Below are 26,790 nucleotides of genomic sequence, written 5' to 3'. Positions count from 1 at the left end.
CACCGTCTTTCGGACGGTGACGTGGTCGGCGTCGCGACCGCTGTCGTCCCAGCCATCGCCCGTCCAGAACTCGCCGAACTGTGCGCCACGATGCAGCCCGTTCCAGTCGACGCCAACGATGTCGGCCGGTGGCTCGTCCGTGAGTGTCGGCCTGGTCAGCTGTCGAATGGCGTTGAGCTGCTTGGGCGGACTCCCGCCGAGGATGTGGACGCGTCGCCCTCTCCAATCGGCTGGGTCGGAGAACTCGTGGGCCAGCCGGTCGGCGTATCCCCGTGAATACCCGAGTGCGAGGGTCTCGGGTATCGCATCGATCACCGCCCGCGACTTCGGAACGACGATGAGCTCGGTCTCTGGATAGCTCGCTTGAATCTCACGAGCGGCAGCGACGTGGGCGTCGATGTCGTCGATTTCGTCGATGTCCCCGATGACACCGACCTCTGGTTCGTACTCGAAGAAGCGGTCGACGAACCGCTCCAGATCGGGATTCCGGAAATCGTTGTCGAGCATCCCAACGGGAATCTCGAGGTTCAGGTACTGATCCGTCTGATACCCACAGTCTTCCCGAAACCCGGGGAGAAATCCGAGGGCGAGAGCATCGCCGGCAAAGGGAGCTCGGTGGAGGAACGCCACGAAGTCTGTTTGTCTGGCGGCAGCGATGTCGCTAGTCGTGTTGGAGTCTGGATCCAAATCGAGAGACATGATGAATCTGAACTCGCGAGGCGACTGCTGGTCGCCCTGCGCCCATTCAGGGGGCCCCAAAAACAGGATGGCTCTGTGTTCGGCAACGTATTTGGTTGTTGCAATATATACCCCAGATAAATCGGATGGCTGTACTTGATGACCTCTCTGGGTTCGAGTTCGAGGACCTGATAGAGGATGTGTTTCGGAACCTCGGCTACGAAAACGTCCGACAGGCAGAGAAGACAGCTGACGAGGGTCGTGACGTCATCATGGAAGAGGTCGTTGATGGGACACGTCGTGCTATCGTCGTCGAGTGTAAGCACACGGCGACTGTTGGGCGGCCCGTCGTCCAGAAGCTGCACTCAGCCATCGCTACGTTCGACTTCGACGGGCCAAAGCGTGGGATGGTCGTCACGACCGGGCGGTTCACGGATCCCGCTCAGGAGTATGCCCAGCGGCTCCAGCAGAACGACGATCCGCATCCCATCGAGTTGCTCGACGGCGAGGACCTCCGAGAGATCGCCGACGAGATCGGGCTGGACCTTTATAACGGCCGTATCGAGATCCTCTGCGACGAGACTCTGCGGCCGTACGACCCGGCTGCGGATGTTGACGCACCGGTCCGTGAAGCGTTTCGGGATATCGAGAACATCGACGCGACTGATCTTTCGGCACCACACTCACAAGTTACGTTTCGCCCGGTGGTCGCGATCACCGCTGACACCAACGCCGTCTTCGAGACCTCGGTCGGTGTTATTCATCGGATCAACGATCGAACCCAGTTCGTTGTCCACGCTGAGCGCGGCCATCCGAAGGTGGCTGACGACGATGTCGCGACGCTGGTCACAGAGAACCTTCACGCGGTAGTCGATCTTGAAGAGGGCCGCTTCGCGGATGTGTTCGACGACATGGCCGATCGGCGATTTGGCCAGACCCAGACCGAGTACAAGGAATGGGCTGTCGATCGACTCCAGGACTACCACACGACGACGGTGACCTATACCGGCGACAACAACGTCACCTACGACAAGACTTGTGAGCCGAACCTTTCGGACATCTCGGTGCAATCGGTCGAGCCGGTGTATCTCCCCGAAGTTCGGCATACGACAGAGTTACAGGAGTATTCGTATCCGTACGAATACTATGCTGCTGGCCCCTCACGAGTGACTCTCGAAGACGGGATTCATCGGTGTGTTCATTGTGATACGAGCGGCGTCGACGAGACGTACACCTACTGTCCCAACTGTGGAGCGATCGTTTGCAACAGCCACAGCAAAACCGAACGGCTGGAGGGTGAACCCGTCTGTACAGGGTGTGCGGTCACCGAACGGTTCGCGCTGAAGACGAAGTACTTCTACGACGAGGAGAACCGCGAAGCGTTCCGTGAAGAGTACGACGCGATGCCTCTTCACGAAAAGGCGATGGAGAACAAGCTCCTGGCTGGGGGGAGTGTGGTCACGATGCTGCTGGTCGTCGTTGGATTCCTTGTGATTGCCGGCGTTATCTGAGGTGGGAAAGACCTCCCCAATAACTACATCACAGGGGTTGGGAATAGCTTCAACTTTTATCGAGGCGGAATTTCCTTCCTTGAGACCGAGTAATGCAGGAGCCGACTCCTGTCCACAAGAGGCATAGCCCGATTGGAGCCTGTCATAGAAACACCCTCACGATGTTCGTTTTCATCTATATTTGGTTGAACATCCTGGTCAGAAAGCCTGCGATTTGACCACCAAAACAGGTATCATTGCTTGGTTGAACTATCTATGTATGCAACGTTCAACTCTCTATCATCTCTCAATGGGGACAGCGGGTCTATCTATTGGATTAGTTGGGGCCAGAACGATTCTTATTGAAGGAACCACCCTCGGATCGGGGTTAATGGTTCTCGGTGGCGGTGGTATACTTCTTTCAAGTCTATTCGCTCTGTCAGGGCAAAGTTCGTCTGAGTTCGAACCGGGAGATTTCGTTTGGATTGCAGTCGTCGCAGCAATTTTCAGTCTCTTTGGAATGATACTCATATTCTTCCAGTAGCCTTCTAATGGAAGGATACCCTCCCTATCCCGTGCCGTAGACAGTCTGTACTGAACATTCTCCGATATCCCTATGGAGGGTGCGAGCGGTTCTATGACACGCTGCGATTGAGTCATTTTAGCGTTGGGGTATACCCCAACGCTTATTCTGTTGGGCCCTCTCCCAACACGTAAGGGATGGCCCAGGATCCCCTTTTCCAGTATACACACGTCGAATCTGGTCTCGTTGAGAATGTCGCCCTACGGCCGACAGAGTCAACCGAGTCATACCCATCGGGCTGGAAATACACACTCCACCTGGGTACGCTCGAAGACTTGACCCTTGTCCGATACGACAACGCTCACGAGGACACGAAAGGCCACGAACATCACACCGCTGCCGGCGACGCCGATAACGTCGAGTTCCCCGGCATGGAAGAACTCCTCGTTGAGTTCTGGGCAAGTGCTGATGAGTATTGGAACGCCGTTGGTGGCGACCCGCCGCGGCCGTACTGACGTCACACAAACTACAGACACGCAACTATGACCACACTCCACATCACCGTCGGCGACCGAGAACAGCTTCGTGAGGACACACTCCAGTTCGTCCAAGATGCCGAGACCGCTGATCTTGCGTCCATAGAGGATAAGGTGACACTTCAGTTTGGGACCTACGAGGATCTCGTGGACAGTCTAACTCCGTTACGTCTGGAACTTATCCAGGCGATCGCCGAACACAGTCCTGAGAGTATGCGCGAAGCCGCCCGCCTCGTCGATCGTGACGTTTCCGATGTCCACTCTGATCTGAAGCAGCTGGAAGTGATCGGAATCCTCAAATTCGACGAGGGCGGCCCCAGCGGAGCGATACAGCCCGTCGTCCCGTTCGATCGTATTGAGATGCATATTGATTATCCGCTTGTTGACGATATCGACATTGATGGCACGCCGGCCAGTGCGTGACAATACTACTGCGCCCTGTCCTCTTTCGGGACACCCCAGAGTTGATTATACTCGTCTTGATTACGTCCGGAGGAAGGCTTTGACCTCCGCTGTGATTCGTGCAGGATCTTCACCCGGTCCGCTGTGGCTGATGCCGTCGAACTCAACGAGGCGACTGTGGGGAAGCGCTTCGTGGACGCCACGAGCACTCTCTCGGAGGAAGTCAGGACCGTTCGTGCCCGTCATTACGAGTACGGGCGCAGTGACGTCGAGATTCTCAGGAAGCTCGTACTGTTCGACGGCCCGATTCATTCGGGCGACTTCTTCGGCGAGTTCTACGCAATCCGGCCAGACAGGCCATTCCGCCAACCACGAATCGAGATCGTCGATCCCATTGGGGTGGAGTACCTGTTCGATATACCGTTTCACTGCTTCTCGGCGCTTACCTTCGTTGATGAGCGCCTCCATACGGTCAGCGAGATCAGCTTCTTCTCGGTAGTCGTCGGGCAAGACCGCCGGTTCGTACGCGAGGACTGCTTCCACCGCTGTATCCGTCGCGGCTTCAATCGCCGTCAGCGCACCATACGAGTGCCCGAACAGAATCGGGTCGCCGTCAAGGGTATTCGCAAGCGTTCGTACGTACTGTACCTCGCGATCTAGAATCTCTTCGGCACTCGTCTCTTCTGGCTCGTCGAGACACGTACCGAATCCCGGTCGCTGTGGGATTACAGCGCTATACTCTTCGAAGCGGGGCAGGATCGGATGCCAGTACTGCCGCGGAGCCATGCCACCGTGGAGAAGGATCAGTGGCTGTCCATCGCCGTGCCGTTCGTTCGCTATCTCACTATCATCTGGGGACTGTGTCGTCACCATGGAACTCCGTGTTCGACGATGACGAGACTAAGGCCTTCTCTCAGTCATTGGGCCCTTTATATTGCGTACACGTGATGAGGGGAACACTGGTCCGGACAGAGCCGATCTATGGACTTCTCGGGTCCACCTTGTCCCGTGTTCATCCCATCTAAGCTGTTCAGCTTTTCCGTCACTTCCAATATATCGGGTAGAGACGAGACCCCATGGGACTCGTGGCTGAATTCGATATCCATTGTAAGGCGTTGCCACTCGTAGGTGTGGCGTCGACAGTGCCTGAGGCGACGCTGGTTCTCGACCTTCAGTTCAATCATGGAAAGCGACCGGTATTTCTCGTCACCGTTCAAAACGGCTCTCAGACAGCTATTGAAAACGCGTTCACAGACGCTTACGATGTTGGTGAATGGACACTGATTGGGCAGGCCGGGGACACCCGTCGATATCAATTGCTCCCCGCGCTCAGTCTGGAGGAGCAACTCGGTGAGCATCTCGACGATCTCGAAGGGCTGGAGACCCTTGCCACGGCCGATGCTATCATCGAACGAATCGACGTGATCTTGGATGGGTGGCGGCAGACTGGCTGGTTCGCTGACCGGGACGCGTTTAGTAAGTTCTCTTCTTTCTGGCAGCGTAACGCCGATTTCCAGTTACACCGCCTTACGCGAGAGGGTGAGTCAGAACCGCCCGGTGACGGACTCACCGACCGTCAACACGAAGCACTTCGGATCGCGTACGAATTGGGCTATTTCGACATTCCACGGAACGCCTCTCTCGAAGACATTGCTGCAGAATTAGGCATCTCTCCATCCTCGGTATCCGAGCGACTGCGCCGAGCACAAACCCAACTCATCGAAGAGACGGTCGCTACCACGTGGCCACCGCTCCCCGGTTGAGCGGGATGGGCTCGCTAGCGACTGCGACAGATCAATTGGTTCGTGTTATCTGGAATTATCGTGTGGCCGTCGAACTCAAGGATCGCTGTATACCAGTCGGTCGGTCGTGTCGTCGACGACATCACTCTGTTGACCTGCCGGGTGTCGTCCTAATCGGCAAGTTGCTCCAGTTCGTCCGTGGCAGCTTGACAGCTGACGTCGACTATTGTACGACCCAGATCGGCGAGACCGGATCGGAAACAGTCTCGATCTGCTTGGCTAATCTGGACGGCAAGAGGTTGGTTTCCAGTCTGGCATCGTTGCGATCTCGTATGCGAAGAAAGTCGAAATGGACCGAGGACTACTGGTCTACGTCAATGTCATCGTATATTTGCGCGAGAGTATCCAGTGCCGACTGAAACGTTGCGTAGTGATGACGGGCGAACTCGACTGTCTCGTCCAGAGATACGACCGGGCGACCGTCGACTCGTTCCGAGTCAATTGCCTCGCGGGGATCGATAACGACTTGAAGTGGTCCGTTGAGTTCGTCACGCGGCCGTCGTTCTTGCGACACCGAAATGTCGAAGAGGCCGAAAAACTGATTCCACTCTTTCATGTCTGCTGCTTCGATAGCGATGAACAGTGGGTAGTCGTCCGGATCGCGGGCAACCTGGTAGCCACCTCGCGTCCATACGTACACTGCGTCGATCCCGGTAAACGCGAAATTCATGTCGGCGAACTGGGGAAGAACGTACGCGTCCGAAATCGATGGTGGTGACACGGCTGCCGACGCTGCGAGTAACTGGAGTCCTGTCTCTCGGACAGACTCATCGACGACGAAGAGTCCGTCGTCATATTCGACATAGCCATCAGCTTCGAGTCGATCAACGATCCGTCGGATCGTCCCGCGGTTTTCGTCGATCTTCCGGGCCACCTCGACGATCGTATCGCCCGGTTCGATCGCGAGGAGCGTTTTCAGACTTTTCTCCCCACATACAGTATACATACTTTTTCTTATCAATACACATGCTCGTGTAAAAGTAAAGTATCTAACCATCGGTGAGTATTCAGCTCATATTTTCGCACGCACTCCCTGACGTGGTCTAGCTTTGTGGTCACTCGTCTATCATTGCGGCAAGATTAATTTGTTATACATAGAACATAGATAGTAATGATAACCGAACATCGTACCGCTGACGCCTCCAAATTGGAAGCCGCAGTGGGGGACCTCTTGACGTATGCAGAACTGCTCAATACGCCAAAACTAGCCCGACTCTACATCTATGTCCTTCGCAACGGTCCTGTTCCGATAGAGGATCTAACAGACGATCTCGGTCTTCCGCATTCGACGGCTTACAAGTATGTGGGAGTACTCGAGGAGATGGGCGTTCTCACTCGCCATGAGGATTCGACGCCAGCGACGATCGAAGTCGAACCGATCCGATTGAGAATGGCAACTGACTACGGTGTGGCGGTCATAACGCCAGTCTTAGTGGACGCAGTCGCGCGACAGCTCGATACCGAAGACATCCGAGTATTCCTCGATCGACAGGGGATTCCGAAACTTGCCGCGGCAGTATACTGGACTCTACGTGTTAGAAACGGTGATCTCACGAAGCGTACTGCTGCAAACAAACTCGACGTCCACCTGGTTGAGGGGATGACCGTCCTTTCCGCACTCGAAGATGTGATCGAAGAAGCCGACTCGTACGATCCGTATCTTGAAACTGGCGAGTGACATGCTGAGAGCGAGTCTTCGATCGGGCGGCCCTGTCAGTCGAGGTCGCGAGCCGTCTCGATCTCATCACGTACATCTGTCCGATCTTCCGGACCGAGTCGAAGCTCCACACCTTCCTCTCGCAAGATATCTCGCATTTCGTATCGATTGACATCGGCCAAGGACGCGGCTGCCCCGAGCGTGACGTCTCCACGCTCGTATATCGCGACCGCTGCCGCGATGCGCTGGTTTGGGTGTTCTTCAAAGTATTTCCGGAGGATGTGACGGATCGCGTCGCACTTGTCCTCGAAGATGCCGGCATGGACGGCCCCCTCGATCAGGTCGGTAAGATCGTCGGGGATCGTGGCGGTCATTTGAGACATCCAGGTACCTGGACACTATGTTGCAAACGTCATATGAATTTTGTCGACTCCCTATGTTTCGAACCGCAGGTATGCAGCCCCGACGAGACAGAGGAATCCCACAGCCAGCGTGCCCAGCCGCGGGAGGCGTTGCGTCATGAACTCTGCCTCGTAGGTGAGGTGTCTGACTTGGAGAAGATAGAATTCCCCGTCGTAGTGAACGTTGTAGATCTCGATACTGTCCGGCGGCGGTGTCAGTGATTCCGGAGCAGTCGGGACCGACCGATTGATCGTTTCGGGCGTCGCCTGACGAGCCGTGTCGAAGACTGCACGATCAGCATCGCTAAAATTTGTGTAGGCGAGGTTCGTTTGATCAGAATAGTCGCCCCAGTTACCTTCGACGTAGAATTCGACGCGATTGTCCGGTACGTCAGCTGGAGCGGCAATCGGGGCGACCATCAATGCGGAGCCGACGATGAGGAGGATTCCACTCAGAGCGGTGGATCGATTGATGTCCATGTCCCCGCTTCACCTGGGTAAGGAAATATCGGTCGGTCCAGTCACTCGATAGTTCGATCCAAGAAATATGAGGTGGTCGGCCGTCACGGAATGAGATTTTGTGGACTGGCGAAATGGATCCATGTCATTGTGGAAACGTAAGAACGCATAGTGGAGTTCGAAATACGACCATCGGGGAAGCACATACATTCAAATCACTCCCGGATCAAATGCGTCGAAAACGATGGACGAATCGTCCGTATTCGGGCACGTCATTGACGAACTTGAAACTCGCGGCTATCAACCGCTCGTCCACGTACCCGGCTCACATCAAGACACGTACGCGGCTGTTCTTGACCGGTGCGAGACCCATCAGATTACGATCGGCGGCCGATATCCTGACGTGCTCGGTTTCACGCACGCCGACCGCGTGTTCGCTGTTGAAGTGAAGGGATCGAGTGGTCTTCTACGTGGGATCGGACAAGCGCTCACTTATCAGCAAGGAGCACACGTGTCGTATCTCGCGGCGGCTGCCGACAATGTCAACCAACACGCCGATTTGCTCCGGTCGAAAGGTGTCGGTGTGATCGGCGCGAGTGACGATGGCGTAACACGCTGGTCGAGTCCGCCGACATCAGAGTCCCACGAACAAATTGTAGATATCGAAGGACAGCTGTCCGTCCGCCTGCGTCACAGCGATATCACTGGCGACATTGCAAGTCTCTCGTTGGCTCAGCCGTTGAACTATCTCGCCCCGGTCGTGGCCGTGAATCACCATGGATCACTGGCGGGAGACGAGCTGGTAGACGTGATCGAAGCTGAATACAACTTCAGTGCTGGCTCGCAATCACGACGGGGCGCACAAACCCTTGGACTGCTGGAAGGTACTGATCGGTTCACGTTGACCGATCAGGGGGAACTTGCAGCAACGGTCCTTCACGGATCTGGCATTGCGACACTTGATGAACTCAATGCGGTCAAAGAAGAAGTCCGTCGATCGACGGTCATCACGGAGCATGAGCCGCTCGCCATCCTGCTTCGGAACTGCTACGAGCGCCATCCAGAGTTCCGTCTGTTACTTGACGCACTCCGAAAAGCAGGTCCTACGATTTACTTCCCTGATCTGCTTCGCCGGTTGATTCACGAGTATCCGAACGTATTTCTGAATACGTTCTGCACTCAAGACGGCCGAACACGCGCCCGCGAGCTGATCGAGGCCGGTCAAGTATCCAAGATCTACGCTGAAGAAGCCGTCTGGAAGGACATTATTCGAACGAACGTGCTGTTCAATTTCGTCCAGCAACTCAAACACATCGGGGTGCTTGATGACCAGACACGCAGTCACAGCGGGAAGATCGAAGAATTTGATCCCAACGAGAAACCGTGGATACTGCGAAGAAACGAATAGATACGATTTCGGTCGACCGATTACCATAGTGTCGTTTCTCCCATCAATGAGACGAGATTTCTGAAACCGGTTGTCTCCTGAGAGTCTATTCGGGAAAGTACGGGTTCTGCAGTTTTAACCAACAATACCTTGCTCCCTGAATGATGTTGGTTAACACGGATAACTACTCTTCGTCCTCTCGCAACTCTTCCGCTTTCCACTGGAGTCGACGCAGAATCTGTGTTCGGTTCTGATGGGCGTTCTCATAGGCAACACACTCCCGGAGTGTTTCCATATCGGGAATCGTCGTGATGCCGGCCTTAATCAGGCGATGGTTCGGGGCTTCAAGGCGCTTCTTGGGTGAAAATTCGTCGTCACTCTGGTCGCTGTTCGCGGACTTCTCCATCTCTATCGCCCTCCACCTCTCAAGGGCGAGAAAGACAGAACAGACGACTCCCTCACTATCGCAGAGTCAGGCCATCGCGTCCTGGAACCGTTCGCGCAGCGAATCCTCGCGCTCTTCGAACTGGTCAACTTTCTCCTGCAGATCCTCGCTAACGCGTTCGATACTCGCGAGTGCCCGTTCCCCAGCCAGTGATCTCTGCGCCCCGTCATCGTCCCCTTCTAGTTCCTCTTCGTAGGCTTGTTCGACGCGCTCGATGGTTCCTTCAGGATTGAACAGGATGTCGTTGGCGAGGCGGACGTACTGGTCGAGAGAAGCACCTTCTTTCCCCTGGAAGAAATGGGTCAGGGCGTAGGTCGCGCCGGAGTGCAGTGTCCACATGTCGATCTCGAATGGATTCGCCGCGTTCGCCTCAGCGTCGCCGGCTGCCCGATCGGCGAGATAGTCCGGAAACCCGAGTAACTCGTAGAACTCCGCGACTGAAAATGGCATCTCGGTGAAGTCGATCTCGATCTCTTGGGCGTCTCGGATGAACTCGAAGAGGTCGTTAGCGACGAGTTCGACCTGTTCGAGGATCCCTTCCCACCAAGTACGGAAGTTCTGCACGTCACCGACGTGCTTGATCACTTCCTTGTCGGTGAGCGAGCGCATCGAATTCGAGCAGTAGCCGTCCTGGGCGAATCCTTCCACGTAGACAGCGTGTTCGCCGAAGAAGTCGTATCCCGATGTGACGCCCATCGTGATCGGTTCCGATCGTCCGGGGAGCCGGACTTCGAGACCGTCGAACATGATATCCATGTGGACCTCACCGCCGGTCCGGTACTGCCGAATCTCGCCGAACATCACCTCCCCAAGTGCTGTCCCGTCGATAGTCTCCCCATACAGCACCTCCTCAAGTGGTCCGTACACATCGACGGGATTGATGATCGCGTAACTGTCCGTCGGGATGTGAAACAGCGGCTCGATAGTATCCTCACCCTGTGACTGCTCGCGAATCCGCGACGGTTCGACGATCGCGTTGAAGCGTTCTGTCTCGACCCACTCATCACTGTAGGGGTTCTGGTAGGCTACCGTCGTCTCGATCGCTCGTGGGAGCTCGCGGATCGCCTCAGTGAATGCCACTGGCTCGTCGACGGGTTTCTGTTTCGCGTACCAGTCAGGTACCTGTGCGTCCGATCGGCCATCGAGACCCGCGAACACGGTACGGGTTTCTGGGTCTTTCATTTCGTCATCACCTCGTGACGGAATCTCGTCTTCGGCCAGCGCATCTCTCGCGTGCCCTGCGCCCTTCTTGAGGGCACAACAAACGACACCGTATGGCGGAAGAGCGGGCGAAAATCGCGGCTTTGATGGTGAATGTAACGAAGAAAGCAACTGCTCAGTCACTGAAGTTGGCGTAGTGATTGATCAGCGATGTGTGACACTAGTACCGTCACGCTCGAGGATTTCCTTACAGATCAGTCGATCTATTGCATCGTCGACGGCTTTTCCGTCGTCCTCTGAAAGCTCACGTACACTCGAAAGCACTCGCTCTCGGATCTCCTCGACGTCTTTGATTCCTTCGTCGACAACCCCTAGTACAGTGTACTCAGTTTCGAATTCTGTCGCGAATTTCGCGATATGATCAGTAAACGTATCTGGAAGTCCGGAGAGTGAGTTCACCGCTGTTTCGATCGCGAACAGTGGATGTGAACGGTCACGGATCTGTCGTGCTTCGGTCGAACCAGTGTTGAATGGCCGCTGTTCCTCGATTTCCGTTAGGATCACCTCGTAGTCCAACCCACGCTGGGCGTACGTCCGCATGTCTTCGATGTCTCGCCGCCGGCCACTCGCAAGGTCACCGCCGGAGACCGCTTTCAGCAAGAACATATCCTCATCCGATAGAATGAGTGCTGTTGCGTGACTGCCGGTCCAGAACTCCGCTGCCCGATCGTGCATTCGATCGGTGATCCACACTTTCCCGACGATCTGCTGTTCGAAGAGGTCGATCTGCAAATTGCGCCCCTCGTGATGTAATTCGACGGTTGTCCCGACGCCATCGAAGGGCTCCGTTGGTTCGTCGGTGACCGTGAATCCCGCTGACTGGAGCGTCCGATAGACGTGTTCGAACTCGGAAGCGATTCCGAGCGCGAGATCGATATCCTCGGTCTGAGCTTTCAATCCTTGCACCGTCATTGCGGATCCGCCGAGGAGATACACGGTGACTGATTCGGATAGCCAGCTGTCGAACTCCTCGAGAAACGCTTGGATCGCCTCGTCGCTCCTGAAAACGGTCATAAGACTCCGTACTGCTCTTTGAGTGCCGCGAATTCTGCTTCACTCGGGAGGACGACAGCAGCGTCATCCGGCTCATCGAAGGCTCCCTCGAGTGAGCGATACATCGCAGTTACTGACGCCTCAATCCCGTACCACTGCGCTGTCTCCGTTAACGTCTCCCGGTTGATGTCCAACTCCTCGATCAGGAGCATTGCGTAGCTAACGCGGCGGGATCCGCTGTCAAGGATGAGCGTGTGGCACACCACGTCCGCCGGCGTGAGGTCCTCTTCGGGCGCATACCAAAATGCGGGTTCACCCGCGAGAAAAAACTGCAGGCCGTACTCTGCAAACCGGGCGAGCCCGGTGAGTTGCCAGTCGGAAGCGGCCTCGAGTGCCTCTGTATCTTCAGCTGTCTGGATGCGGACGAGTGCCCGCTTTGGATCGCACCACGCGACGGTCGCGCTTGGAGCGATTGCCCGAACTCGCGACCGATGCTCGTGTCGCACGACCGCACGGGAGAACGATAGCAACGGCTCTAGGTCCGCATGTAACGCGTATTCGGGGCCGGACGGGGATAGCATCGCGCGGTGCTTGAGCGGTGACAGGGCCTTGTGAACGGCTTGCCGAGTAAGACCGAGTCGGTCTGCAATCTCAGCGGTCCGACGCGGTTCGTCGAGATACCAGCACACTCTGAGTGTAGCCGGCGAAAGGAGTTTGGTCCACTCTACGTGACCGAGTTCCGACTGTAGCACCCGGTACGCTTCGACGACCGGATGATCAGTCAAGCGAACTCGGCGTTGATTATTGTGACCACGGCGTTCATCGAGGAGCCCTGCTTCGAGCAGCTCATCAAGGACATCGTAGAGATGGTCTTTCGAATACTCGGTTTCCGTCGCGAGTTCAGCTGCCGTCGCCTCACGGCCGGTACGCAACGTATCGAGGACTCCAAGCCCGGCCTTGGTAAGCATGTGTGTCTACTCTATACCCTATTCATATAAATACGTTTCTGGATTTTAGTTGACGAAGGGTCATTCGATATCGAGATCGTTCAGCGTCTTTTGATTTCCCGCCACCGTTCCCGCAGGGTGGCCGGTGAAACGTCAGCTACGTTGGCGATCTCTTGCTGTGTAATATTCTCTCGAGACTTCTGTACAGCGTGGTAGAGACAGCCAGCGGCCACGCCTGTTGGATTCGGACCGTTCGCGATCCCACACTCCGTCGCCTGTTTGGCCAATCGCTCTGCCATACGACGAACGTCATCGGAGAGGTCAAGCTCGGATGCCAGCCGCGGCACGTACTGTTGTGGCGACGGCGGCACTGTAGGAAGGCCTAACTCTCGATTCAACGCTCGATAGGCGTTCTCGACGCGTTTCTGGTTCACTCGCGAGACCGCACTTACTTCTTCGAGTGTCCAGGGTAGCTGATTACACCGACAGACAGCGTACACACTGCCGGCTGCCATCGATTCGATCGACCGCCCGTGAAAGAGCCCCTCGCTTTGAGCCGTCCGGACGAGGTCACAGGCCTGTTCATCGATCACGTCCGAAGCGTCCAGCGCACTCGCAATGCGACTCGCTTCGGAGAGGCCGTGAGCGAGGTTTCGTTCGCGCTTCGATCGGAACCGCCCGCGACTGTGCTCGCGTCGGAACCGACCGAGTTGTCGACGCTTGGATCCCGTGAGCTCGTTGCCCTTTCCATCTGTCTTCCGGCCGATTTCCGTCGAAATGCCTCGATCGTGTCTAGTCGGCGTGAGCGGTGCCCCAGTGCGTTCCGGATTCGTCTGGTCGTCTTCGAACGAGCGCCACTCCGGCCCATGATCGATCGGCTGTTCATCGAGTATGAATCCACACTTTTCACAGATCGTTTCGATCGAATTCGTTCGAACGCGGCCACCGCATTCCGGACAGCCGTTGGTTGATCCGCTCGGTACATCCTCGTCGAATCGATGGTCGAAGCTATCACTGGTCGCCATGCAAATCACCGGACTCATGAGGGACTCAGTGGATCACGAGCCCCTCGCCCATCGCAGGGGCAGAAAAACGCCACCGGATCGCAACGTTTGCCATACAGTATCTAATCTGAAATTGAGGAGCTGACAAAGATATTGACATTCATTGCTGTGCGATCATCTCGGTGTCTCCCGGTCATTGCAATCAATATAGTCATATAATTGGGCTGCTGTAGCTGTCCAGTATCAATAATTTAAAAATAATCAATCTGATGTTTTGGTCTCTTAATTACAGTGTCGACCTTTTCGCTTCAGTATCTGGTCCTGTATATTTCGTTTAATGTCGTTGCCTGTAGTCAGCAGTGTTGGTTAGTTAGCTACGTTCAGGGAATTTTTGATACAGATGATTCATCAAATGATGTTGTGTTAGGTGTTGGACAGTTTGTGGAATACCAATCTAATCGAACGATACGATAGAGTGGATACGCCCCTTTTTAGCAAGTGCTACTACTAAGATCATATTTTCTAGCATAATGGCCTAATCATTGATGAATAGTTGATATAATATGTGATGCCTGAGTAGGAGGTAATAGTGAAAATATAAATAGTAAGAGTCATATGAAACTAATATCATGGATGGACAAACAGAACACTCTCAGCTGATTCAGTTCGGGAAAGAAATTTCTGAAACGACAAATAAGTGGTGGTATTTCCCCACTCTGTGTGGTTTTAGTAATATTGTTATATTGCTGATGGTATATTTTCCGATCGCACCTGGATGGATCTCGGAGACCTTTACTGTATTAGTTGTTTTACCCTCCACATTACTTGCTATTCCAGCAATTATTTTTGATATTCTTAACAAATATAAGGGTGGTCTTCCTCCTGGGCTATTTATTTATCCTCCCGCTTTGTTGATTGGATTGTTCACAAATAATATCATTATTGTTTTATCTATTCTTCTATATGCGATCATATGGCTGTAAATAATCAAAGATTACATTGGGGTCTAGTGGACACTGTCTACTTCAGCACCTCCTCAATTAGGGTCGAGCCATCTAACGTTTGGTTCGATCGATCATGGTTTTAGTAGTTCTGAAGCGTCTCAGTCAGGTTTTTCTGCTTGATTGACTACCCTGCCAGTACGAATGGAAGCAGTCAATTCGCATAGCGACAGTCTGGAATCACTTTCGATGTGGTTCCGATCTTCGTAATCGAGATGACCGCTCGATCTTGTCGAGCGAGGGCAGTCAGATACCCACCAGCATCGACGAGAAACTCTGTCTCAGAGATATCGTGTTTCTCGGTAAATCGATGCAGGAACGCTACGCGGGTCGGTCCCGTGGCGGCTGTATCCATCCATCTCAAGTAGTGTTTTGAGTTTGTATTGATGGCGGCGTAGAGCATTTCTTCTCGCCATCTATCTTGATTTGTTTCTCATTGACCGCGACCCACGACGGCGACGCTGTTGGCGGGCCGCGTCGCTCTCCGGCAGCTGTTTCCTTCCAAACCTATCCATGTCTATCTATTTGAGGAGAGCTACGAATCTATAACCAGTTCCCACTATGATTATTCGTTCTTCAGGCCTGAACCAGATCTTTCGTCGTCCAATGGAGCTACGGAGATGTACTCACCGAGAGACGCGAGCAAGTAAGTATAATACTAACTATATTTTGAAGAAAATATGATGGTGACACGTATTATACTGTGTCGATTGACGCGGTGGTAGTTACTTGATTTGTTTCACTATAAACTCGTCCTCCGCTTCCTGGACCCCAGGGAGTATAATAATATCCTAATTCGCTTTTTACTATAATTTCACCGCCATCCACTCCATCATTTGCTACTACATCAAATTCTACAGCACTGGTGTCAGTATTACTATCAGGCCATGAGTCAAGATCAAGCGTCCACATAGCACTACGCTCATTTGAGGCAATATCGAACGATCCATTATCTGGGCTAAGATCGACTTCAAACAGGGTTACACCAGCCGAAATTGGGCCCCGAGATTTAGCAAGTGAGATGTTGAACGTTGGATCAAAAAGAGGATCTCCATTTATGTCGCTCTCTTGTGGATAACAAGATTCTAGTTTCAATCCACCCTCTATCCCATCTCCATCTAACTCTACTTCGAAATGGACTTCATCTGGATATGGTGTTTCAGTAACTCTGTCGAACCCGTCTTTCAGGTATCCTTTTGTATAGAACCGGTTCCAGCCACCCTCTGGTATTTCATCACCTGCAGCTTCATTACTTTCTTCGTAGTGAGCACCGTCAATTGCACAAATCCACTCATAATCATTCGTACTATTCTCTTCAACAGATTCTGCGTCAACTAACATAACATTATACTCTTCACTCATTGCTCCTCACCACCCATTTTATTTAAGGCTGTTTCAAGATCATTCATTGTTAGCTCAGACTTTTCATCTACCATGATATATGCAATGCGATTTCTTTTTGGCGTACTAACATAACCTGTAATGTTCGAATTAGTACACATAATTTTTAACCTAATATTAAACAACTCGTTTATGTCCTCCTTTATTTCGTTCTTTTTTATAATGTTTTGTGAAGATTCAGTTATATCTATCTCTTGTATCGCTTGATATTCAGAGGCACTCTGCTCATCTGAATCAATCTCTTGCTTTGTTTTTCTTGCACTAATCTTTATAGACGAATTCATAACGGTAGAAAAGGCGCCCTGTGGAAACATGAGCGTCCCTTTGATTTGATCCGACTTTTTATCTATATCTGCAGTCACTTCTCCCAAAATATGTCCACTCTTTGGATTATATGCAAACCCTTCGTAATTTGGACTGTTAATCTGTTTTCCAGCAGCGATTGATGTTGTTCCAAGAGTAGTTGCAAGAGCTGTACCAGTGAGTTGGATTGTTCTTCTCCGGCTTAATTTCATTTTTATTGTCCTCCTCTACAGTACATTCATTATTTCCTTCCAATATAATTGTTACGACTTGGGTACTTGATGGTACTCATTACGCTTCGCTCTTTCATAGCATTTTATTGAACGGTGGATTCTGTGACGAAAGTTACAGTCCGTTCCACGCGGTCTTCGACGAACATACGCGGTGGGAAAACCTATTTGGGATTGAGTTACCGTGAACTGGCTGGCAAAGACGCGCCGGTTATGATCTGTGATATGTTGAGGATTGCGCTTTCACAACGCCCAGGGCGGCAAAGGATGTCTTGAGGATATCGATGCTAATGCCGGGTCTTCGATGTCTATGGTTGTGTCGAGGATAAACTGTATTTCGGATTTCCTATAGTAGTCCCACTGGTATCAGACGTTAATCGCATGCCATCTTAGATCATGAAAGCACGATCCACGAAATTGCGAATGTTGAGCGTAAGGGACCTTACCTCTTTCAGGAGGTCTCTTGCGGTCTCGATTCGCTCTCGATCCACGTCGTCCAATCGGTCGACGTCGAACTGGTGGAGATTGCTGAGTACACGATGGATCCGGTAGCCCTGTTCGACTTGCTGATTCATCGGCAGTGCCTCACCGCACGTCGGGCTGATAGACACTCCGTGACTGTAGTTGGACTTGAGGGGACTCCCCATGTTAACCAACAGAAGTCATCCCCGAAGGGAGTTGTTGGTTAACTGGCGAGCTTCTTCCCGTACTATTCGGGAGCAGGTCCGTAGCGAGCCGAGCCACACACCCGGCACTCCCAGATCGGCTGGCCCGTCCAGGTCTCGTCAGGGAGCGACTCGCGTGTCCTGAACCGATGTTCTGTTTCTCTCGTACAGTGCTGGCACTCGAGGGCTGTAACGGTCGGAATTTCGGCTCCGGTACTAGTGGATTCCGTTTCGTGGGGTACTATTTCAACAGCGATTGCTGGGACGATCCACTGGTGCTCGCCGTCGTCGAGCGTGTGCTCGAGGGACGACTCATCACGAATTCCCTGGCCACGCTCGTCATAGACGCGTGGGATCTCCTTCTGAGGGCGATTGTTCCTCCCATCTTCTTTCCCTGTCCGCTCACGGGCTGCTGTTAGCAACGCCTCACCAGTCGCTGAGGTCACCTCGGCAGCAGCGGGGAGCATAGGCCAGCGTTCGGTTAGCTGGGGTGCGGGCTCGTCGTCGAGATCGTAGATGAGCGTACAGTCGTCGACGGGCTCGTCGTGAGTTGATGTGAGAAGTGTCGCTGCTGCTGCTCCCTTTGCCACGGCGCCGTAGAACGTCCCAGACTCGACGAGGAAGTGGATCACACCACGGAGTGTCTGCTCGGAACTCGCAGCATCCGACGCTGAGGCGGCGTCGAGTTCGTGTTCGAGACAGAACCGGCATTTTCGTTGCGACGCCGGGATCGATGCGCCACAGGAGACACAGGCTCGGTCTGTGTCGGTTGTTCCGTCCGGATACCCACTCGAATGCGAGGCTTCACGCTGGCGGCTTGGCTGGCCGTCTGCTGGCTGATCCAGCGCTGGGTCCGGCACCAGAGCGCCCTCCCCGACAGGTTGGAACGCCTCTCGGTCTGAGTTGTGGTCAGTCATCGATTCGCTCCGCGTTTCCCCCGGTTTGGTATTTAAACTCAAGGGTGAGGAAATGCGGGGACGGATTCGGCGACGACGGGATAAATCTGACCGCCTGAGACGGATTCAGTCTCGGAGCTCGGCGACCGCTCGACCGACCTCGCGAACGTGCTCACTCCGCTCGATATCGAGTTCTGTGGACAGATACTCGACAGTCTCTTCGAGATCCATACTCTATGGTAGACTCTCCGTCTGTATGTAAGTATCCCTCAACCGGACGAGTCTCAATTCGCTTGGAGTTCGTCCCGCGGGCTACGAAGCGTCACGATTGACACCTCCGCTGCCGACCCGGCGGTGGTTGGGTGATCAGTGTGCTCTGCTCTTGGGCGGCCAGATAGACGCATGTGGCCGTAACGGCCGATGGCTGACAGCTGTTCGTGAGGACTGTCCCCTCGGCGCGCTCTGCGAGTTCGTTCGCGCGTCGACGAATGTCATGGTCTAACTCCAGCTCCGAGATCAGGTACGGAATGAACGATGTCGAGCGCATTGGTGGTGCCGGGAGCTCTAATTCGCGATTCAGTGTTCGGTAGGCGGTGGTGACACGAGTGGACTCGACACGGGCGGCGTCGACAACGTCCTCGAGGTGGAGCGGGTGTGGTTACATCGGCAGATACCGTAAATGCTCGCTGCGCCGATGGCTTCGATGGATCTGCCACGAAGCAGATCTTCGTTCTGAGCGGTCCGGAAGAGCTGGCAGGCCTGGTCACGAAGCGATTCGGAGAGTTCGAGCGCACTCGCCAGCCGGCGCACCTCGCCCAACCCGTGTGCGAGATTCCGTTCCGCTTTGGACCGCCAGCGACCACGGGTCTGCTCACGTCGCATCCGGGCCAGCCGCCGGCGTTTCTGGCCTGAGAGTTCTTTCCGGTGCGCATCGGTTTCGTGGCCGATCTCGGTCGAGAGGCCTCGATCGTGACGGGCCGCCGTTAACGGTGCACCTGTTCGCTCGCGCTCGCCTGCATCGTACGCCCGCCACTCCGGCCCGTGATCGATACGTTGTTCCTGAATGACGAGGCCACAGTCCTCGCAGACGGTTTCTTTGATGTTCGTGGTGACGTGGCCGTCGCACTCAGGACACTGGTTTGCGCTCGACTCCGTTTGGACATCTTCGTCGAATCCAGTCGCGTAGATGTCTCTCGTTGCCATTTTTCTCACCGTATTCAGGAATTTGCCAGTACGGCGAACCCCTCACCTATCAAGGGGATGATATACTTTGCGGGGATATTGAAGCCGATTCAAATACCTAGTCGAAAGCTAGTTTCTGGGTTTATGCCCAAACTACTGTAGAACTCGTCTTATCGGGATTAAACACGATATTGGTCTCCTCACCAACGTTGACAAGCATAAATCAGAGCGCTTATCTTGATTATCGACACCGATTTACTTCTAGAATATGATATAATAATCTGGTAAGAATCAGCTGGGTATCAGCAGAATACTTTAGGGTTCTCCAACAGGAGCACGTAAGTAATGCTTACAAATAATTCTTCAACTGGCAAGTTCTACGCACTCGATTTCTCTCCAGTTTCTCTCGCCGATCAGTTCGCTGCCGCCTACCAAGAACTTGAAGACAACCACGACCCTCGGGATATTCTTGTTCTGAAACGTATCCCCTGTAACTTGGATACACTCACCGACCACATCCAAGACACCCTCGGTCTTATGGTCCGCCCCAACGTCCAATCACTCCCGCAACACGCCTCCCACGTGGTCGAAATCAACGACCCGGACATCGACCGGCTGGCATACGAACAACGTATCGAACTGCTCGCTGACGTCATCGAATCCACGAACTGGGACACACTCATCGACGAGGCCACAACCCGGTTCGACAACATACGCTGGCCGGACAACTACGAGCGATCGGCCGTCATCGAGTTCTTCCAGACCGCCAGCGACCAGGACAGCTTCGGCCGGGACGTCGGGCAAGTCCTCCTCGAGGCCACCCGCCAAGGCGGATTTACCCCACCAGATGACGAAGCGGAAAGACACATCCTGATCGCGGCACTGGCCTGCCTCAACGACCGGTTCCATGACCGGCTGGATGCCCACGGCTTGGTCGAACGGGCGAACATCGTTCCCCGCGCCACGGACGCACTGCAGGATGACACCACCTACGACCACGTCGCCTCTGGGTTCGAAGCGATCCTCGCCATCGAATTCGAAGAATACACCGCGAACGACCGCCGGTACCTCGCCAAGCTCGCCGCGGATACAGACCTGATCGCGATCGGGGAACGTAACGCAAGCATCCAACGGGTGAAGACCGAACCAGGGGAACTGGACGACCTCCGTGATGACAGTGCCATCGACTTCGACGCCGGCGACCCCGCAACACTCGACGCCGCCAGAGAATCCAGCCGGTCTAATACGGATCCAGGACAGATCGCCTCGTTCCTGGCCACCGATAGTAACCCCGCGAACACTGTTTCTGCCGTCCACCTCCACGAATCCACGTTCCGAGATCAGATCAGTGCCGTCGCCAACGAAATCGAATACCTCCGGCACGACAGCGACGCGGAGTACAGTGATTTTGCCGTCGTCGTGAACAGTCTCGGTGACCGGCTGTCAGAAGCTCGCCGCCATCTCCGGGCTGCCAGCCTCCCCACCCAGACCGTGGGCGCACCCGCACTCGCGGAAGACCCGGCGGTCACCGAACTCTATGCCTTCGTCCAGTTCCTATTGAACCGGGATGCAGACGCAGAGTCTTGGCTAACCGCACGCGTCGACGACTTCTCGCTGGATCTCGCCGAGGCTTGCCGCACAGGCTCACCCGAGACCACGCTCAACCGGTGGATTGTCAACACCGACCTGAAAGAACGTGTCGCGACCGGCGAGAGCCATATCGAAATCCAGGAACAGTTCCAGAACATCGAGCGGGTCACCGACCTGGCCCGGTTCATCAACAAGACCGCCCTGCTGGACAGCACCCTGCCCACGTTCAAGCACGTGCTGGAGCGAGCGATCCGGTTCGACGCGGCGTACACGCACACGATAGAAACCGCACCCCGGATGCACGGCGTGGCCGTGACCGATATCCAGGGCGTCAAGCACGAGGCCTACAACACGGTGTTCCTGCTGAACGTGGTGGACGACGAGTATCCCGGCGGGGAACGGTTGACACCACTGTTCCCGAAACCGTGGCTGGCGGACATGCCGGAGTACCCAGCCATCACGGCGGTCGACGATGGCATGATCGACGCCACGTACGACACCTTCACCGGGGAACGGTCGACCAGTGCCTTCGACGCCTATTATCACCACCGGGAACGCCGGAAACTGGCGCTTGGTGCCCGGGCCGCAACCGACAACCTGTACTTCTGTACGTACGATTCGCAGGACAACGGGCTGGGCCGGGCGTACAACCCATCGCGCTACCTCTACCACCTGAAAGAACTGGACCAGATCACAGTGGACGACCTGTCGATAGAAACCGACGACAGGCCGATCCGGACACGAGAGAAGGTGGCCGAATACATCCTCGATCAGCCGTGGGACGAGCTCGAAGGCATCGTCAACGCCGCGCACACCGGTGAAACAGCGGAGATCGAGGACACCGAAAAGGTGTTTGGCGTGATCCAGGGCCTGCTGTCGGAGGACGACATAGACCCCGTGTTCGCCGACGCGGTTGCCAGTCAATTTGCCATGGCCCGTGGGGAGGTGATGCACAGTGACTGACACCCTCACCGCACAGGAACTGACGACATACCTTCTGTGCCCGCGGAAGTACGAATTCGAGCACATAGCCGGACTAACGGGAGATTCGCAGCGGAACCAGGATCTGTTCCGCCAGCTGCTCCGGAAAGCAATCTGCACCGGGTACAGTGAGTCCCGGAGCAACGGTACTGATCTCCACGACGCGGCGCTGGAGACACTTGACACGGCATGGGATTTGTACGCCGATGCGGCAGACCATCACTCGTCCGAGCAGGAATCCACGGAGAAAACCCGAGCTGAGGCCGGGATAGACGCCTACTTCGACGCGGTTGGAACGACGCATCTGGACCGGATCGATCAGGCGGCTACTATCTGCGGTTCACCGGTGGTCGGCCCCGATATCACGTTGATCGCGGAGATCCAGGGACAGCAGGTTGGGGTGGACGTGGATTACATCATGGCCGATGACACCCAGATCGTGGGTGTGCGGCTTACCGATCAGATGTGGGGCGACCAGGTTCCCTACGAGTCCCAAGACGACATCGTCGAGGTCCATCTTGACCAGGGCGGCTATAAGCCCGAGAAAGTGGGAACGGTGATCGGTGCCCGGATCGCGGAAGAGGCACTCAGCCAGTACGGGAACCCCGACACTGGAACGGAGTTGACGTACCTGAGTGTGATGGAGACCACGTTCGAAACGGACGGCGAGTGCCAAGCCGAAATCGAACAACGACCGATGGGCCAGTTCCTTGCGGACGCTCGACAGACAGTGGATGATGCAATCGCGTGGATGGCCGGGAATATTACAGAGGAAGTCTACAGCCCGGAGCAGGTGTTCGACGAGCAGGATCACTGGAGCGGCGACTTTGAGCAGGTGGTCGAAAATTCGTGCAGGTACTGTTCTCATGCCGCTGGCTGTCAGGAAGCAATTCGTCGGGAGGTGATGTTCAATGTCTGAGTCAGAGTCTGCGGACGAACGCACACCAAAAGGCGGACAGGAGGACGTGCTGGAGGCCGAGAATGACTGTATCAGTGTTGACGCCGGGGCCGGTGCCGGGAAAACCACGACGATGCGATGGCGGATCGAAGACCTGCTTACAGCGGGTGATGCCCCGCCGTCGGATCGGGTACTGGTCCTCACGTTCGCGAATGAGGCGGCGTCATCAATCCAGGAAAGCATCACCGACGCAGAGCAGTTGGCTATCGAGGAGGCATATAATGTTGATGTCTACACATACCACTCGTTCTGTAGTCGGCTCGTCTCTGAGTACGCCTACGTTCTCGGGTTAGACCCGGACTTCGACGTCATCACTGATGACCAACGGTTCCGCACTATTCAGAAGCTAATTGACGACCACGACTACCAGTACATCTCCCGGCGCCAGGACGACGCAGCTGCGGTGGAAAAGGAGGCGGTTGACTACATCCGTGAAATGCGGCAGGAAGCCATAACACCGGCCATGGTCGATGAGTTCTTGCCGCCGGAATCCACGGTTGCCGACCTCAAACGGCTTGTCATCGATCTGGAACAATCGGCTGCGGAACTGTTTGATCCGGATAATTTTACTTCTGACGACTTTGAGGCCGGTGAGGCACGTATCGCTGCCAACTTGGACGAGTATCGAGAGACACTAGCCCGCTGGCAGCGTGTCGCTTCCCACCGGTCGGACGACACATGGTCCACCGTCGAATCGTACCTCGACTTCTTGGAGCTGTGGGCGGACATGGTCGAGGCACTCGTTGCGGAAGACCCGGTGATGGCGTACAACTTCCTCCCGCAGGGACTGTTCCAGGCTGGTACAAACGCGTACACCTACTGGTGGACGGACCTGAAACAATCACCGTTGGGCCATCTCAGATCATACATCGAAGTACTGGAAGAGCTGCACGGCCTGCAGGAGATCTACCAGGATTACGTGGCCGAACTCGAGTCCCGTGGGGCACTGGATTTTGACGAGCTCATCAATAAGGCGAACACGTTGATCAACGACTCTCAGGTGAGTGACGAGATCCGCAGCCGGTGGGACTATGTGTTCTGTGACGAGTTCCAGGACACCGACGACATCCAGATGGAGGTTGTAACCGGGCTGTGTCAGGGTGACGCACAGCTGCTCGCGATCGGTGACGTGGACCAGGCGATCTACGGGTGGCGCGGCGCCAACCCTGAAGGGTTAAACGAGCTCGAGGATGCGTTTACGGATCACGACTGGATCGATATCAAGCGGAACTTCCGGTCGGAACAAGAGATTCTGGAGTTCGCTAATCAATGTGGCGCCTACGATTCAAAGCATCTGGTCTCGGACGATTGCGATGCCGAGACCGCGGATGGCGACCCCTATGTCGAACGGGATGAAGACGACGAAGCCCGGCTCGGCATGGTTAGTGGTGATTGGACGGAACTGACCACTGCACAGGAAGTCGCGACCACGATCTCCCAGTTGCTTGAGGACGGGTTCGACGACGTGGGTGAACGTTCGCTGGGGGATATCGCGGTGATCGTTCGTAAGAATAGGCAGGCTCGGGACGTCGCTGCAAGTCTTCAAAACCGGCAGATCCCGTACCAGATCGACGGTACAAGCGAAACAGAGCTACAGCCCGGTGTACAGACCATTCTCTCCTATTTCCGGGTTCTCGTGGATCAGGAAGCGGATATGCATCTTCGCCGGGTGCTGATGCTGGTGTATCGCGTCTCAGAGGCAGACCTGAACGCGCTGGAGACTGCCCCGGTGGATACGCTCTACGAAGCGGTTATGAACTACGACGATATCGGCAGTATTTCCTTGGATGATCCGGACCGTGTCGAACGAGCGCGAACCGATTTCCACCAACTCTGGGAGCTCAAGGACAGTCATTCGCTTCCGTACTTCTACAATGCGTTCCTCGACAAGACGTGTATCGAGTGGTATCTGAAGGAAGAGGATCGTGCACAGCTGGATCGGATCAAGAAGTTCCTGCAGGCGTACGAGAGCGATAATGTGCTCCGCCGGTTCTCCGAGGAGTTTGTGGACAGTCTAGCCCGGTCGCTCAAAGGCAGCGATGACGATGTAGGGGTCGGGATCGGGTCCCAGTCGGAAGATAAAGTCAATATTATGACGGTTCATCAGGCCAAGGGACTGCAGTTCGACACAGTGCTGTTCCCGTACCTGGAAGATGATGAATGGGTGTCAACGTATTCCCCGTCCTGGGCGTCAACCGAAGACGCCGCTTGGTCGGCGCACCGGTACCAGTCAGTTATCCGTGCCATCAAGGATGACGAATTTACGCATCCGCTGGCCGAATCAGCATATCAGGAAGAGCAGGCGGAAGACTGGCGGACCTTCCATGTTGGGGTGACTCGGGCGGAGTCACTGTTGATCGTGTTCAGTCAGTCGGCAGAAGAAACACGTGACTTCCGGAAACCGTGCTCATACTTGCGGCAGCAGTGTATCCGAGCGTCGGGACCGGCGAACTCGCCAGAACAGCTTATCGAGGAAGCATTCCCGGATGTCAACACGCCGTGGTCGCCGGAACAGCCCCAGATGGACCTGTGGACCTCGGTCCGGAACACGTTCAAAACGGTTGAGAACATGTATCCAGAGACGGTAGTGAACCTGTCTGATGAGGTGGCGCAGGCAGCGGATGTGACGCCGGGCACGATTACCTACTACAACGAGTACGAGGACGAACTGAATCTCGAACAGGCGATCGACGAAATTCACGGCTTAGGACAGGATATCTTCGAGGAGGTCCTGACCGAGGAGGATTCGACGGCGGACGATATCTATCCCTCGTCGCTGTCGTTCGAGGACGGTGCGGAGCTCCCGGTACAGCACAGTCACACGTCGCTGGAGACGTATTCGGACTGTCCGCGCCGCCACCTGTTAGACCACGTGCTGTACGGGTTCGATGATCCGATGCCGGCGGACGCAGCGGTCGGCCGGTCGGATGAACTGAGCTGGCGGAAGGTCGGGGACGTGTTTCACGCCGTGGGCGAGGAAGCATTCTACCGGAACGACACCGCGGAGGACGAGTGGCTGGAGATTTGCGACCGGATCGTACGTGCCCGGGACCTGGAGTCCGTGCGCGACGAAGTGGAGGCCTGTATCCACCGCGTGTTCGCGACGAACCTGCTGGACTGGGACCCGGTCGCCGCCGAACTCCCGTTCGAAGTAACGGACGTTCCTGGCGTGGATGGCCCGGTCGTCGGGTATATGGACTCGGTGCGGCAGGTAGCGGACAAAGGTCTCGCCGTGCTGGACTACAAGACGACGTTCGAGAAGCGAGATATTGAGTCCTCGTCCCAGCTCTTGCTGTACCTCCGGGCCTGCGAGGAAATATTCGATGAACCGGTAGAGTGGGCTGGGTACGTGTATGTTGGTGAGGCCGGTGGTGCCGATGGCGAGATCGACCTGATTCACCGGGATGAGCTCGAGGGTGGCTGGAGTAGCGTCGTGGATCTGTTGCAGGCGGCGGATTCCCCGTCGTGGGAGGCGGAGCCCGGGTCGCATTGTCGGCATTGTCCGCACCGGTCGCTGGGTTGTGCACCGGAGGAATACGCCTACGATAATGGGTATGTAGTCGAGAGCACGGACGACTAATTACAGGAGCGTACTATACCCTCAATCAGGGTTTTCAGGCCTTATAGATCCGACCAAT

Annotated in this window: 24 protein-coding genes and 2 pseudogenes; 10 read left to right on the top strand and 16 right to left on the bottom strand. The window is 55.2% G+C overall.

Annotated elements, in window-relative coordinates; all coding sequences use genetic code 11:
• A partial coding sequence (locus tag E3374_RS11055) for a DUF6610 family protein (RefSeq protein ID WP_248299462.1) occupies positions 1 to 699 on the bottom strand: 699 nt, incomplete at its 3' end.
• 125 nt (positions 700 to 824) lie between these two features.
• Here E3374_RS11055 and E3374_RS11050 point away from each other — a divergent pair.
• From E3374_RS11050 to E3374_RS11040, 3 genes are all read left to right on the top strand, one after another.
• The gene (locus E3374_RS11050; RefSeq protein WP_136689144.1) at positions 825 to 2,189 is read left to right on the top strand and encodes a restriction endonuclease; all 1,365 of its coding nucleotides are present in this window, start codon (positions 825 to 827) and stop codon (positions 2,187 to 2,189) included.
• A gap of 699 nt (positions 2,190 to 2,888) precedes the next feature.
• Complete coding sequence (locus E3374_RS11045; RefSeq protein WP_136689143.1) at positions 2,889 to 3,206, top strand: toxin-antitoxin system TumE family protein; 318 nt, start codon at positions 2,889 to 2,891, stop codon at positions 3,204 to 3,206.
• Between the two features lie 27 nt (positions 3,207 to 3,233).
• Positions 3,234 to 3,650, top strand: a complete 417-nt coding sequence (locus E3374_RS11040) for an HVO_A0114 family putative DNA-binding protein (RefSeq protein WP_136689142.1) — start codon at positions 3,234 to 3,236, stop codon at positions 3,648 to 3,650.
• A 60-nt stretch (positions 3,651 to 3,710) separates the two neighbouring features.
• Here E3374_RS11040 and E3374_RS11035 read toward each other — a convergent pair whose 3' ends face one another.
• On the bottom strand, positions 3,711 to 4,502 hold the full coding sequence (locus tag E3374_RS11035) for an alpha/beta fold hydrolase (protein WP_136689141.1): 792 nt from the start codon (positions 4,500 to 4,502) through the stop codon (positions 3,711 to 3,713).
• Between the two features lie 203 nt (positions 4,503 to 4,705).
• Between E3374_RS11035 and E3374_RS11030 the strand changes: the two genes are divergently transcribed.
• Positions 4,706 to 5,392 carry a helix-turn-helix domain-containing protein gene (locus E3374_RS11030; RefSeq protein ID WP_136689140.1) on the top strand — a complete coding sequence of 229 codons (687 nt, stop codon included), beginning with the start codon at positions 4,706 to 4,708 and terminating at the stop codon, positions 5,390 to 5,392.
• 340 nt (positions 5,393 to 5,732) lie between these two features.
• On the opposite strand, the gene E3374_RS11025 is transcribed toward E3374_RS11030, so the two are convergent.
• The gene (locus E3374_RS11025; protein WP_136689139.1) at positions 5,733 to 6,377 is read right to left on the bottom strand and encodes a MarR family transcriptional regulator; all 645 of its coding nucleotides are present in this window, start codon (positions 6,375 to 6,377) and stop codon (positions 5,733 to 5,735) included.
• A 165-nt stretch (positions 6,378 to 6,542) separates the two neighbouring features.
• On the opposite strand from E3374_RS11025, the gene E3374_RS11020 reads away from it, so the two are divergent.
• A complete protein-coding gene (locus E3374_RS11020) occupies positions 6,543 to 7,109 on the top strand; it encodes a DUF7437 domain-containing protein (RefSeq protein ID WP_136689138.1) in 567 nt (188 codons plus the stop codon).
• 35 nt (positions 7,110 to 7,144) lie between these two features.
• On the opposite strand, the gene E3374_RS11015 is transcribed toward E3374_RS11020, so the two are convergent.
• Both E3374_RS11015 and E3374_RS11010 read right to left on the bottom strand, forming a co-directional pair.
• Positions 7,145 to 7,471, bottom strand: a complete 327-nt coding sequence (locus E3374_RS11015; RefSeq protein ID WP_136689137.1) for a UPF0175 family protein — start codon at positions 7,469 to 7,471, stop codon at positions 7,145 to 7,147.
• A 51-nt stretch (positions 7,472 to 7,522) separates the two neighbouring features.
• Positions 7,523 to 7,969 (bottom strand): hypothetical protein, encoded by a 447-nt coding sequence (locus E3374_RS11010; RefSeq protein ID WP_136689136.1) that lies wholly within the window; start codon positions 7,967 to 7,969, stop codon positions 7,523 to 7,525.
• 223 nt (positions 7,970 to 8,192) lie between these two features.
• On the opposite strand from E3374_RS11010, the gene E3374_RS11005 reads away from it, so the two are divergent.
• Positions 8,193 to 9,356: a hypothetical protein gene (locus tag E3374_RS11005; RefSeq protein ID WP_136689135.1), complete on the top strand. Its 1,164-nt coding sequence runs from the start codon at positions 8,193 to 8,195 to the stop codon at positions 9,354 to 9,356.
• Positions 9,357 to 9,519: 163 nt separating this feature from the next.
• On the opposite strand, the gene E3374_RS11000 is transcribed toward E3374_RS11005, so the two are convergent.
• The 5 genes from E3374_RS11000 to E3374_RS10980 form a co-directional block, all read right to left on the bottom strand.
• The gene (locus E3374_RS11000) at positions 9,520 to 9,741 is read right to left on the bottom strand and encodes a hypothetical protein (protein ID WP_136689134.1); all 222 of its coding nucleotides are present in this window, start codon (positions 9,739 to 9,741) and stop codon (positions 9,520 to 9,522) included.
• 66 nt (positions 9,742 to 9,807) lie between these two features.
• The gene (locus E3374_RS10995; RefSeq protein ID WP_136689133.1) at positions 9,808 to 10,962 is read right to left on the bottom strand and encodes a hypothetical protein; all 1,155 of its coding nucleotides are present in this window, start codon (positions 10,960 to 10,962) and stop codon (positions 9,808 to 9,810) included.
• A 183-nt stretch (positions 10,963 to 11,145) separates the two neighbouring features.
• Positions 11,146 to 12,015 (bottom strand): nucleotidyltransferase family protein, encoded by an 870-nt coding sequence (locus tag E3374_RS10990; RefSeq protein ID WP_136689132.1) that lies wholly within the window; start codon positions 12,013 to 12,015, stop codon positions 11,146 to 11,148.
• Positions 12,012 to 12,962, bottom strand: a complete 951-nt coding sequence (locus tag E3374_RS10985; RefSeq protein WP_136689131.1) for a helix-turn-helix domain-containing protein — start codon at positions 12,960 to 12,962, stop codon at positions 12,012 to 12,014. The genes E3374_RS10990 and E3374_RS10985 overlap by 4 nt, the downstream gene beginning before the upstream one ends.
• An 80-nt stretch (positions 12,963 to 13,042) precedes the next feature.
• Positions 13,043 to 13,966: a transcription initiation factor IIB gene (locus E3374_RS10980; RefSeq protein ID WP_136689130.1), complete on the bottom strand. Its 924-nt coding sequence runs from the start codon at positions 13,964 to 13,966 to the stop codon at positions 13,043 to 13,045.
• Between the two features lie 608 nt (positions 13,967 to 14,574).
• Here E3374_RS10980 and E3374_RS10975 point away from each other — a divergent pair.
• Positions 14,575 to 14,928: a hypothetical protein gene (locus E3374_RS10975; RefSeq protein ID WP_136689129.1), complete on the top strand. Its 354-nt coding sequence runs from the start codon at positions 14,575 to 14,577 to the stop codon at positions 14,926 to 14,928.
• A gap of 37 nt (positions 14,929 to 14,965) precedes the next feature.
• On the opposite strand, the pseudogene E3374_RS10970 reads toward E3374_RS10975, so the two are convergent.
• The 6 genes and pseudogenes from E3374_RS10970 to E3374_RS10945 form a co-directional block, all read right to left on the bottom strand.
• Positions 14,966 to 15,420: pseudogene (locus tag E3374_RS10970) on the bottom strand (IS6 family transposase); the annotation flags it as partial.
• Positions 15,421 to 15,642: 222 nt separating this feature from the next.
• Positions 15,643 to 16,308 carry a hypothetical protein gene (locus E3374_RS10965; protein WP_136689128.1) on the bottom strand — a complete coding sequence of 222 codons (666 nt, stop codon included), beginning with the start codon at positions 16,306 to 16,308 and terminating at the stop codon, positions 15,643 to 15,645.
• Positions 16,305 to 16,862 carry a hypothetical protein gene (locus E3374_RS10960; protein WP_136689127.1) on the bottom strand — a complete coding sequence of 186 codons (558 nt, stop codon included), beginning with the start codon at positions 16,860 to 16,862 and terminating at the stop codon, positions 16,305 to 16,307. Before E3374_RS10960 ends, E3374_RS10965 begins: the two co-directional genes overlap by 4 nt.
• A gap of 407 nt (positions 16,863 to 17,269) precedes the next feature.
• On the bottom strand, positions 17,270 to 17,455 hold the full coding sequence (locus E3374_RS17685; protein ID WP_136689126.1) for a hypothetical protein: 186 nt from the start codon (positions 17,453 to 17,455) through the stop codon (positions 17,270 to 17,272).
• Positions 17,456 to 17,589: 134 nt separating this feature from the next.
• On the bottom strand, positions 17,590 to 18,462 hold the full coding sequence (locus E3374_RS10950) for a biosurfactant protein 1 (protein ID WP_136689125.1): 873 nt from the start codon (positions 18,460 to 18,462) through the stop codon (positions 17,590 to 17,592).
• A gap of 263 nt (positions 18,463 to 18,725) precedes the next feature.
• Positions 18,726 to 19,644 (bottom strand): annotated as a pseudogene (locus tag E3374_RS10945) (transcription initiation factor IIB).
• Between the two features lie 561 nt (positions 19,645 to 20,205).
• Here E3374_RS10945 and E3374_RS10940 point away from each other — a divergent pair.
• From E3374_RS10940 to E3374_RS10930, 3 genes are read left to right on the top strand one after another with little or no spacing between them, the layout of a single operon-like run.
• Positions 20,206 to 22,176: a PD-(D/E)XK nuclease family protein gene (locus tag E3374_RS10940; protein WP_136689124.1), complete on the top strand. Its 1,971-nt coding sequence runs from the start codon at positions 20,206 to 20,208 to the stop codon at positions 22,174 to 22,176.
• Positions 22,169 to 23,113 (top strand): PD-(D/E)XK nuclease family protein, encoded by a 945-nt coding sequence (locus tag E3374_RS10935; protein WP_136689123.1) that lies wholly within the window; start codon positions 22,169 to 22,171, stop codon positions 23,111 to 23,113. The genes E3374_RS10940 and E3374_RS10935 overlap by 8 nt, the downstream gene beginning before the upstream one ends.
• Positions 23,106 to 26,732 (top strand): ATP-dependent helicase, encoded by a 3,627-nt coding sequence (locus tag E3374_RS10930; RefSeq protein WP_136689122.1) that lies wholly within the window; start codon positions 23,106 to 23,108, stop codon positions 26,730 to 26,732. Before E3374_RS10935 ends, E3374_RS10930 begins: the two co-directional genes overlap by 8 nt.
• Positions 26,733 to 26,790 lie beyond the last annotated feature (58 nt).

Origin of the sequence: Halorhabdus amylolytica (assembly GCF_004944975.1) — an archaeon.
In the GTDB taxonomy this organism is placed as follows: Archaea; Halobacteriota; Halobacteria; order Halobacteriales; family Haloarculaceae; genus Halorhabdus; species Halorhabdus amylolytica.
The sequence above is the reverse complement of the archived record's forward strand: the minus strand, read 5'-3'. Positions and strand labels throughout refer to the sequence as shown.